The sequence below is a fragment of the Stenotrophomonas maltophilia group sp. Smal17 genome, from assembly GCF_030237045.1.
Lineage (GTDB): Bacteria > Pseudomonadota > Gammaproteobacteria > Xanthomonadales > Xanthomonadaceae > Stenotrophomonas > Stenotrophomonas forensis.
On sequence record NZ_JASJSU010000112.1, the window covers coordinates 1 to 9534 of the forward strand.

Annotated in this window: 10 protein-coding genes; 4 read left to right on the forward strand and 6 right to left on the reverse strand. The window is 66.7% G+C overall.

The genetic code is table 11. The features are described 5' to 3' along the window. Positions 1–44: 44 nt before the first annotated feature. The 3 genes from QRO93_RS19270 to QRO93_RS19280 form a co-directional block, all read right to left on the reverse strand. The gene (locus QRO93_RS19270; RefSeq protein ID WP_180879507.1) at positions 45–554 is read right to left on the reverse strand and encodes a pathogenicity-like protein; all 510 of its coding nucleotides are present in this window, start codon (positions 552–554) and stop codon (positions 45–47) included. 4 nt (positions 555–558) lie between these two features. Then, the gene (gene tesB / locus QRO93_RS19275; RefSeq protein ID WP_005408551.1) at positions 559–1479 is read right to left on the reverse strand and encodes an acyl-CoA thioesterase II; all 921 of its coding nucleotides are present in this window, start codon (positions 1477–1479) and stop codon (positions 559–561) included. Between the two features lie 127 nt (positions 1480–1606). Beyond that, positions 1607–2383, reverse strand: coding sequence for an enoyl-CoA hydratase/isomerase family protein (locus QRO93_RS19280; protein ID WP_049458435.1), 777 nt, complete (start codon positions 2381–2383; stop codon positions 1607–1609). A 34-nt stretch (positions 2384–2417) separates the two neighbouring features. Between QRO93_RS19280 and QRO93_RS19285 the strand changes: the two genes are divergently transcribed. Next, a complete protein-coding gene (locus QRO93_RS19285; RefSeq protein WP_053449115.1) occupies positions 2418–2864 on the forward strand; it encodes a copper chaperone PCu(A)C in 447 nt (148 codons plus the stop codon). A 208-nt stretch (positions 2865–3072) separates the two neighbouring features. Here QRO93_RS19285 and QRO93_RS19290 read toward each other — a convergent pair whose 3' ends face one another. The 3 genes from QRO93_RS19290 to uvrA form a co-directional block, all read right to left on the reverse strand. Next, positions 3073–3798, reverse strand: coding sequence for an enolase (locus QRO93_RS19290; RefSeq protein ID WP_180879509.1), 726 nt, complete (start codon positions 3796–3798; stop codon positions 3073–3075). Between the two features lie 98 nt (positions 3799–3896). Next, positions 3897–4304: a thioesterase family protein gene (locus QRO93_RS19295; protein WP_006424673.1), complete on the reverse strand. Its 408-nt coding sequence runs from the start codon at positions 4302–4304 to the stop codon at positions 3897–3899. Continuing rightward, positions 4304–7306, reverse strand: a complete 3003-nt coding sequence (gene uvrA, locus QRO93_RS19300) for an excinuclease ABC subunit UvrA (RefSeq protein ID WP_049458438.1) — start codon at positions 7304–7306, stop codon at positions 4304–4306. Before uvrA ends, QRO93_RS19295 begins: the two co-directional genes overlap by 1 nt. Before the next feature lie 318 nt (positions 7307–7624). On the opposite strand from uvrA, the gene rplU reads away from it, so the two are divergent. From rplU to cgtA, 3 genes are all read left to right on the forward strand, one after another. After that, a complete protein-coding gene (rplU, locus tag QRO93_RS19305) occupies positions 7625–7933 on the forward strand; it encodes a 50S ribosomal protein L21 (protein ID WP_006424709.1) in 309 nt (102 codons plus the stop codon). Positions 7934–7951: 18 nt separating this feature from the next. Continuing rightward, the gene (gene rpmA, locus QRO93_RS19310; protein WP_005415704.1) at positions 7952–8215 is read left to right on the forward strand and encodes a 50S ribosomal protein L27; all 264 of its coding nucleotides are present in this window, start codon (positions 7952–7954) and stop codon (positions 8213–8215) included. Between the two features lie 203 nt (positions 8216–8418). Next, on the forward strand, positions 8419–9471 hold the full coding sequence (cgtA, locus tag QRO93_RS19315) for an Obg family GTPase CgtA (protein ID WP_006424789.1): 1053 nt from the start codon (positions 8419–8421) through the stop codon (positions 9469–9471). Positions 9472–9534 lie beyond the last annotated feature (63 nt).

Below are 9534 nucleotides of genomic sequence, written 5' to 3' on the forward strand. Positions count from 1 at the left end.
CGGCGGGCTGCGCTTGCCGGCCAGCGGCCGGCACTACCCGTGTGTCATTTCGACGGCTGGATGCGGACCCGGACTTCTTCTTCTTCCGGCGGAGCCGGTTGGGCGGGGGGCTGCTGCTGCGGCTGCGCCTGCGGGGCAGGGGCCGGTGCGGCCGGCGCCGGGGTGCCGCGATGGCGCAGGCCGATCACCAGCGCCACGCCGGCGATCACCACCAGCAGGGCGATGCGGATGCGCCAGGCCCAGCCGCGGCCGCCGCTGCTCTGTTCCGGCATGTCGCGGAAGGCGAACTCGGCGGTCGGGTGGTCGCGACGGGTGGTGTCGAGCAGGCGCGCGTCACGCAGGATTTCGCGTGCGCGCGGCTGGTCGTCGGCGCGCACGATCCACACCGCCGGGTAGGCGCTGGCGTTGCCCAGGTCGGTATAGCTGAACTGGCCGCGGCGGCGGGTCTTGTACGAGCGCCCGTTGGTCACCTTGACCTCGATGCCATGCCCGCGCAGGAGCTCGGCCACGCCTTCGACGGTTTCCACGCGCTGGCTGCTGAAGATCTGGCGCATCGGATTACTCCTTGGCCGGCACGGCGGCTGCCGCTGCCTGGTCGGGTACGACGCGGATCAGGCCTTCCTGCGCGGTGCTGGCCACCAGCACGCCGTTGCGGGTGAAGAACTGGCCGCGGGCCAGGCCGCGCGAATCCTGCGCGCTGGGGCTGTCCAGCGAGTACAGCAGCCAGTCGTCGGCACGGAACGGGCGGTGGAACCAGATGGCGTGGTCGAGCGAGGCCATCTGCACGTGCGGGTGGTAGTAGCTGATGCCGTGCGGGAATGTCGCGGTGCCCAGCAGGTGGAAGTCGGAGGCATAGGCCAGCAGCGCCTGGTGCAGCTCGGGCGCATCGCCGACCGGCTCGCTCAGGCGCAGCCACACCTGGTGGTAGGGCGGGCGCTTGGGCGGGTTCAGTTCGTCACGCGGGTAGACGTGGCGGAACTCGAACGGGCCGCCGCGCGACAGCCAGCGCTGCACCTTGATCGGCAGCCGCTCCAGCACTTCGGCCGGCAGCGGGCGATTCGGCTCGATGTCTTCCGGCTGCGGCACTTCGGGCATCTTGTGCTGGTGCTCGGCACCGGTCTCGGCCTGCTGGAACGAGGCCGCGCAGAAGAAGATCACCTTGCCATGCTGGATCGCGGTGACCCGGCGCACCGAGAAGCTGCCGCCATCGCGGGTGCGGTCCACGTCGTAGACGATCGGGTGGTCGATGTTGCCGGCACGCAGGAAATAGGCATGCAGCGAATGCACGTGGCGGCCGTTGTCGACCGTGGCCTGCGCCGCGGCCAATGCCTGGCCCAGCACCTGCCCGCCGAACACGTACTTGGTGCCGATGTCGCGGCTCTGCCCGCGGAACAGGTTGTCCTCCAGCCGCTCCAGGGTGAGCAGGTCGATCAGCTCGGAGACGACGGGTTCGGGCGTGTCGTTCAAGGGGGCGGCCACAGCAATGAAGAAGGCCTGATTATACCGGTGCGGGCCGGCCCCTCATCGGTAGTGCCGGCCACTGGCCGGCAGCTTCGTGATCCTTCTGCGGCGCCTGAGGTAGCCGGCCAGCGGCCGGCACTACCGATTACTTGCCCAGACGTGCCACCAGCGCCTGCAGGGCGTTCTGTGCATCCGGGGCGAACCAGGCTTCGACGAAGCGGTCCAGCTGGATCAGGTCCGGGTGCAGGGCTTCGTGCAGGTCGGCGCGGGCAACCGCGCGGGTCAGCAGCATCGGCTGGCGCGGCTGCTTGAGCAGGTTCTGCAGCCAGGCCACGGCACGCGCCACCACCAGGTCACCTTCGGCCAGTTCATCGACCAGGCCAATCTGCAGCGCCTGCTCGGCCGGCACCAGCGAACCGGTGGTCAGCAGGACCCCGGCGCGGTGCACGCCCACCGCGCGGCGCAGCAGGCGCTGGATGCCCTCCGGTGCGATCAGTCCCACCTGCACTTCGTTCAGGCCGATGGCATACGGGCGCGACGGCTCGGCGCTGCGCGCCATCACCCGGTAGTCGCAGCACAGCGCCAGCACGCAGCCGCCGGCCGGGGCGTGGCCGGTGATCGCGGCCACCACCGGGATGCGGCTCTCGGCCAGCGTGCGCACCGCGCCAAAGAAGGCGTTCCAGGTGTCCAACAGCTTGTGCTTGTCATCGCCGTGCGAGAGCAGGTGCGGCACGTCCATGCCACCGGTGAAGATGCGTTCGCTGCCCGACAGCACGATGCCGTGCGCATCTTCGGCCATGGCCAGCTCGATGGCGTGGATCAACTGCCGGCACAGTTCGGTGTCCAGTGCGTTGACCGGCGGCCGCGCCAGGCGCAGTTCGCGGATGGGGCCATGGTTGATCACCTCGATGAGCGTCGTCATGCTGCGGTCTCGTTGCGAAGAAGGAACCTGGGCGATGATAACCAAACCATTCGTTGGCGTATTGTTGATGATGTGTGCGGCCGCAGCATCGGCATCCGCCGCCGAGACGACGTGCGTCACCGTCGAGCAGGGCTGGGCGCGGCTGCCGCCGAATCCGGCGATGCCGATGACCGCCGGCTACGGCGTGATCCACAACGGCTGCCGCAAGGCGGTGGCGATCACTGGCGCGAGCAGCAGCGGTTTCGGCGATGTGTCGCTGCACGAGACCACGATCACTGACGGGGTCAGCCGCATGCGCGCGATCGAGCGCCTGCCGCTGGCACCGGGCGCCCGTGCCGAACTCAAGCCCGGCGGCCTGCACCTGATGCTGATGCAGGGCAAGGGCGCATTGAAGGACGGGCAGGCGCTGCCACTGCGGCTGCAGCTGGAAGGCGGTGGCGAAGCGAGCGCGACGTTGGTGGTGCGCAAGGCCGCGCCGTAAGCGCGCGGGGAAACGGCACGCTGCTGCTGAAGCAAGGGATTGGGATGGCCGTCGTAGCGTCGAGCTTGCTCGACGGCCCGGGCCAGCAGCAGTCGAGCAAGCTCGACTCTACGGAAGCGACGGTTGGGATGGCTGCCGTAGCGTCGAGGACGCTCGGCGCGACCGGAATATCCGGTAGTGCCGGCCAGCGGCCCGCACTACCAGGGGCTTACGACCAGTCGTACGAGAACAGCACCGTGCGGCTTACCGGTTCGTACAGCATCACGATCGCATCGGCGCCGGTGGCGCACCAGTTGTAGCCGGCCACGTCGGCCACGGCGAAGAATTTGTTGCCGTCGCGGGTGATGATCACCGTTTCGGCATCCTCCGCAGCGTTGGGGTCATCGGCGGCCTCGGTGAAGGCCAGCGCGAAGGCCGCGGGAATCTCCGCGGTCTCGGTCCAGTTGCCGAAACCGATCGGGCCACCCAACGTGTCCAGATAATCGCGTTCGCTGGCTTCGCCCTTGCCGAAGCGCGAGTAGCAGGCCAACCGGCCATGCGTGGCGTGGTAGTCGCGTGCCTTGCCGTAGCTCTCGCGCATCTGCGCGATGTGTTCCTGCGCGTCCTTGTCGTCCACTGCATCACCGATGAAATAGCCCTCGTTGCCGAGGAAGCGCATCTCGTTGCCGGCGGTCAGTTCGAAGGCAATCCAGTTGGTGCCGGTGAACGCGTTGTGGTGTTCTTCGGTGGTCTCGCCGATACAGCCGTCATACGGCTCGATCGGGCACAGCATCGTCGCCACCTGGCCGGCCAGTTCCGGGCGCAGCACGCCCAGGTCGATCTTCAGCAGCGGCAGCAGGTGCTGGCCGAGCCAGGCCTGGTCGGCGGGGAAGACATCGGTGGGGAAGGGGACCATGCCGGGCAGCAGGTCGCGCAGTTCGGTGTGGTGGATCATGTCAGTCCTTTGAACAGTGTCGGTCGTGCCGGCCGCTGGCCGGCATCCTCATTGCCGCCGAGGCGTGCCGACCAAGGTCGGCACCTACCAGAAGCGAATCAGGTAGACGCGCTGCGGATCGCCTCCGGCAACGGGGCGCTCTTGCCGGTCTGGGTATCCATCCACACCACCACCACGTTGCCGTCCGAATACAGCTTCGACTCATCCTGCTGGTCGACGATGCGGTGGCCGATGGTCACGCTGCTGTTGCCCAGGCGCTCGACGAACAGTTCGACCAGGATGTCGTTGGGCCACACGATCGGCAGCCGGTAGTTGACGTTGGTCGCGGCCACCACCGGTGCGATGCGGTCGGTCATCGACACACCGTCCACGCCCAGCATCCAGCGCACGCGCGCTTCTTCCAGGTAGGAGATGTACTTGGCGTTGTTGACGTGGCCCATGCTGTCCATGTCACGCCAGCGCACGCTGATCGGGATGCGGGCCAGGATCTTGTGTTCGCTGCTCATCAGGCGTCCTTCTTCTTCTTGCTGGCGGCCGCAGTCTTGCTGGCCTTGCCGGTGCTTGTTGCCGCCACGGCCTTCTTCGCCACCTTGGCGGGCTTTTCAGGCTTCACCTTGCGCGGCGGGCGGGCGTCGGGCTTGTTGGCCACGGCGGCCGGGCGTTCCGGTCGCGCGCTGGTGGACGGCAGCATGCGCGCCAGGAACTGGCCGGTGTACGACTGCGGGCAGGCCGCTACGTCTTCCGGCGTGCCGGTGACCAGGATGGTGCCACCGCGATGGCCACCTTCCGGACCCAGGTCGACGATCCAGTCGGCGGTCTTGATCACGTCCAGGTTGTGTTCGATCACCACCACCGTGTTGCCTTCGTCGCGCAGCTTGTGCAGCACGCCCAGCAGGGCTTCGATGTCGTGGAAATGCAGGCCGGTGGTCGGCTCGTCGAGGATGTACAGGGTGCGCCCGGTATCGCGGCGGGACAGTTCCTTGGACAGCTTCACGCGCTGCGCTTCACCACCGGACAGCGTGGTCGCGCTCTGGCCCAGCTTGATGTAGCTCAGGCCGACGTCGACCAGTGTTTCCAGCTTGCGGGCGATCGACGGCACCGGTTCGAACAGCTTCAGCGCATCCTCGACGGTCATTTCCAGCACGTCGTTGATGTTGAAGCCCTTGTACAGGATCTCCAGCGTCTCGCGGTTGTAGCGCTTGCCGTGGCAGACGTCGCAGGGCACGTACACGTCCGGCAGGAAGTGCATCTCGACCTTGATCAGGCCATCGCCCTGGCACGCTTCGCAGCGGCCACCGCGCACGTTGAAGCTGAAACGGCCCGGCGAGTAGCCGCGCGCACGCGCTTCGGGCACCTGCGCGAACAGTTCGCGCAGCGGGGTGAACAGGCCGGTGTAGGTGGCCGGGTTCGAACGCGGGGTGCGGCCGATCGGCGACTGGTCGATGTCCACCACCTTGTCGAACAGGTCCAGGCCATCGATCTCCTTGTACGGGGCGATCGGGTGCGAGGAACCGTTGATCTCGTTGGCGGCCAGCGAGAACAGGGTGTCGTTGATCAGGGTCGACTTGCCCGAGCCGGACACACCGGTCACGCAGGTCAGCAGGCCCGACGGAATCGCCAGGTCCACGCCCTTCAGATTGTTGCCGCTGGCCCCGCGCAGGTGCAGGGTCATCTTCGGGTTCGGCTTGTGCCGGCGCGCCGGAATCTCGATCGCACGCTTGCCCGACAGGTACTGGCCGGTCAGCGAGCGCGGTGCCTCCAGGATGTCCTGCAGGGTGCCCTGGCCGACGATCTCGCCGCCGTGTACGCCCGCGCCCGGGCCGATGTCCAGCACGTAGTCGGCCAGGCGGATCGCGTCTTCGTCATGCTCGACCACGATCACCGTGTTGCCCAGGTCGCGCAGGCGGGTGAGGGTGCCGAGCAGGCGCTCGTTGTCACGCTGGTGCAGGCCGATCGACGGCTCGTCGAGCACGTACATCACGCCGACCAGGCCGGCGCCGATCTGGCTGGCCAGGCGGATGCGCTGCGCTTCGCCACCGGACAGGGTGTCGGCCTTGCGTTCCAGGGTCAGGTAATCCAGGCCGACATCGACCAGGAAGCCGAGGCGCTCACCGATTTCCTTGACGATCTTCGAGGCGATCTCGCCGCGCCAGCCCGGCAGGCTCAGTTCGCTGAAGAACTTCAGTGCTTCGTCGATCGGCAGCACCACCAGGTCCGGCAGCGGGCGGTCGGCCACAAACACGTTGCGTGCCGCCTTGTTGAGGCGGGCGCCATGGCATTCCGGGCACGGCTGTTCGCTGATGTACTTGGACAGCTCTTCGCGCACCGCCGGCGATTCGGTTTCCTTGTAGCGGCGCTCGAGGTTGGGAATGATGCCCTCGAAGCGGTGCTTGCGCTGGGTGCGGCCACCGGCTTCGGTGAAGTAGGTGAAGGTGATCGCTTCATCGCCGCTGCCGTACAGCACGGCCTGCTGCACGTTCTCAGGCAGCGAGTTCCACGCCGCATCGACGTCGAACTTGTAGTGCTTGGCCAGCGAGGCGATCAGCTGGAAATAATAGGCATTGCGGCGATCCCAGCCGCGCACCGCACCGGCGGCCAGCGACAGCTCCGGATGCACCACCACGCGCGACGGATCGAAGAATTCGGCGATACCCAGGCCATCGCAGCCGGGGCAGGCGCCCATCGGTGCGTTGAACGAGAACAGGCGCGGCTCCAGCTCCGGCAGCGAGTAATCGCACACCGGGCAGGAGTACTTGGAGGAGAACAGCGTCGGCGCGGTTTCGGTGTTGTCCAGGCTCTGCACCGAGGCCATGCCGTCGCCCAGCTTCAGCGCGGTCTCGAAGCTCTCGGCCAGGCGCTGCTTGATGTCCTCGCGCGGGCGGAAGCGGTCGATCACCGCCTCGATGGTGTGCTTCTGGCGCAGTGCCAGCGGCGGCACCGCGTCGATTTCATGCAGCTCGCCGTCCACGCGTACGCGCACGAAGCCCTGCGCGCGCAGCTGGTCGAACACCTGCGCGTGCTCGCCCTTGCGGTCGCGAATGACCGGCGCCAGCAGCATGTAGCGCTGTTCCGGGTCCAGGGTCAGCACCTGGTCGACCATCTGGCTGACCGTCTGTGCTTCCAGCGGGTAGCCGTGGTCCGGGCAGCGCGGGGTGCCAACGCGGGCGTACAGCAGGCGCAGGTAGTCGTAGATCTCGGTGATCGTGCCGACCGTCGAACGCGGGTTGTGCGAGGTCGACTTCTGCTCGATCGAGATGGCCGGGGACAGGCCTTCGATGTGGTCCAGGTCCGGCTTTTCCATCACGCTCAGGAACTGGCGCGCATAGGCCGACAGCGACTCGACGTAGCGGCGCTGGCCTTCTGCGTAGATGGTGTCGAACGCCAGCGAGGACTTGCCCGAGCCGGACAGGCCGGTGATCACGATCAGCTTGTCGCGGGGCAGGTCGAGGTCGAGGTTCTTCAGGTTGTGCGTCCGCGCGCCGCGGATGCGGATGAAATCCATCGCCATGGGGGATCCGGTTGTGGGGGCGTTGGCTGGGTGCCGGGCCAGCAGGGAACGGCAATCGGTCAGCCTACCGAGGTGACCAGATGGGGGCAATGGGCGACAATGCCAGCCCGGTGTCTCACCTTGTGAGACAAGGCTTTATGAAGGGGTCAGATCCCTTTTCACGCTGTGAAAAGGGATCTGACCCCGTTCCGACCGGGTCTCCCGGGCCGTTCAGGGCTTGACTTGACCCTGTCGCATGGATCTGCGTACAATCCCGCTCCTGTCCGCCCTCGACGGCGGCAGTCCATAGACCACAATAACTACAGAGGAAGTCTGGTCATGTACGCAGTACTGGTCACCGGCGGTAAGCAATACCGCGTGGCGCAGGGCGAAAAGCTCCGCGTCGAAAAGCTCGAAGTCGAAGTCGGCAGCGAGATCAAGTTTGACAACATCCTGATGCTGGGCGACAGCGACGGCGTGAAGCTGGGCGATGCGCTGAAGGGCGCTGCCGTCACCGCCAAGGTCCTGTCCCAGGGTCGTGCTGACAAGGTCCGGATCATCAAGTTCCGTCGCCGCAAGCACCACATGAAGCGTCAGGGTCACCGTCAGTACTACACCGAAATCGAGATCACCGGCATCGCCGGCTAAGCATCAGGAGAAGCAGTCATGGCACATAAAAAGGGCGTAGGCTCCTCGCGCAACGGTCGCGACTCCAACCCGAAGTACCTGGGCGTCAAGATCTTCGGCGGCCAGGCCATCGAAGCCGGCAACATCATCGTGCGTCAGCGCGGCACCCAGTTCCACCCGGGTTCCGGCGTGGGCCTGGGCCGTGACCACACCCTGTTCGCCCTCGTGGACGGCAAGGTGGAGTTCTCGGTCAAGGGCGCCAAGAAGCGTCGCACCGTCAGCATCGTCTCGGCCGACGCCTGATCCAGGCATCGCCGGCACCCGTGCCTCGGCATGGCTGTGCTGGATGAAGAGCGCGCTGCATGGAGAGCCCCGCTTCGGCGGGGCTTTTCGTTAGAGTTACCGGGTAAAAGGAAGACCGGCCGCGCCGGGCTGCGGGCCACGCGCGCCCGCATTACATTCAAGGCGACGGCGCAGATGCCGCGCCCATCGCAGGCATCGAAACAATGAAACTGGTAGACGAAGCAGAAATCGAAGTGTTCGCCGGCAACGGCGGCAACGGCTGCATTGGCTTCCGTCGCGAGAAGTTCATTCCGCTCGGCGGCCCGGACGGCGGCGACGGCGGTGCGGGCGGCAGCGTGTACATCCGCGCCGACGAAAACCTGAACACCCTGGTCGACTTCCGCCATGACCGCATCTTCAAGGCGCAGCGCGGCGAGAACGGCATGGGCCGCCAGGCCTATGGCAAGGGTGGCGAAGACCTGACCATCACCGTGCCGGTCGGCACCGTGGTCATCAACGTTGCCACCGATGAAGTCATCGGCGACCTGACCCAGCACAACGACCGCCTGCTGGTGGCCAAGGGCGGCCGCGGCGGCCTGGGCAACATGCATTTCAAGAGCTCGACCAACCGTTCGCCGCGCCAGGCGCTGCCGGGCGAGCCGGGCGAAGAGCGCACGCTGAAGCTGGAGCTGAAGCTGCTGGCCGACGTTGGCCTGCTGGGCTTCCCCAACGCCGGCAAGAGCACCCTGATCCGCGCCGTCTCGGCGGCAACGCCGAAGGTGGCCGATTACCCGTTCACCACGCTGTACCCGAACCTGGGTGTGGTGAAGGTGGAGAACTACCGCAGCTTCGTGATCGCCGACATTCCGGGCCTGATCGAAGGCGCGGCGGATGGCGCCGGCCTTGGTGCGCAGTTCCTGCGCCACCTGCAGCGCACCCGCCTGCTGCTGCACCTGGTGGACATCTCGCCGATGGAAGGCGGCGTGGAAGGCATTTCGCCGGTCGAGCAGGTGCGTGCGATCGAGCGCGAACTGGAGAAGCACGATCCGGAGCTGCTGAACAAGCCGCGCTGGCTGGTGCTGAACAAGGCTGACCTGATGTTCGAGGACGAGGCCAAGGCGGCGGCCGAGCAGATCGTCGCCGAACTGGGCTGGAAGGAGCCGTGGTTCCTGGTGTCGGCGCTGGGTCGCGAAGGCACCTTCCCGATCATGAGCCGGATCATGGCGTTCTTCGATCGCCAGAAGGAAGACGAGCTGGAAGCCCGCAACGCGCAGTGATGCTGTTGTGGTTCGATGCGAAAAACCCGGCCTTGGCCGGGTTTTTTGTTGGCTGCCGCTTTT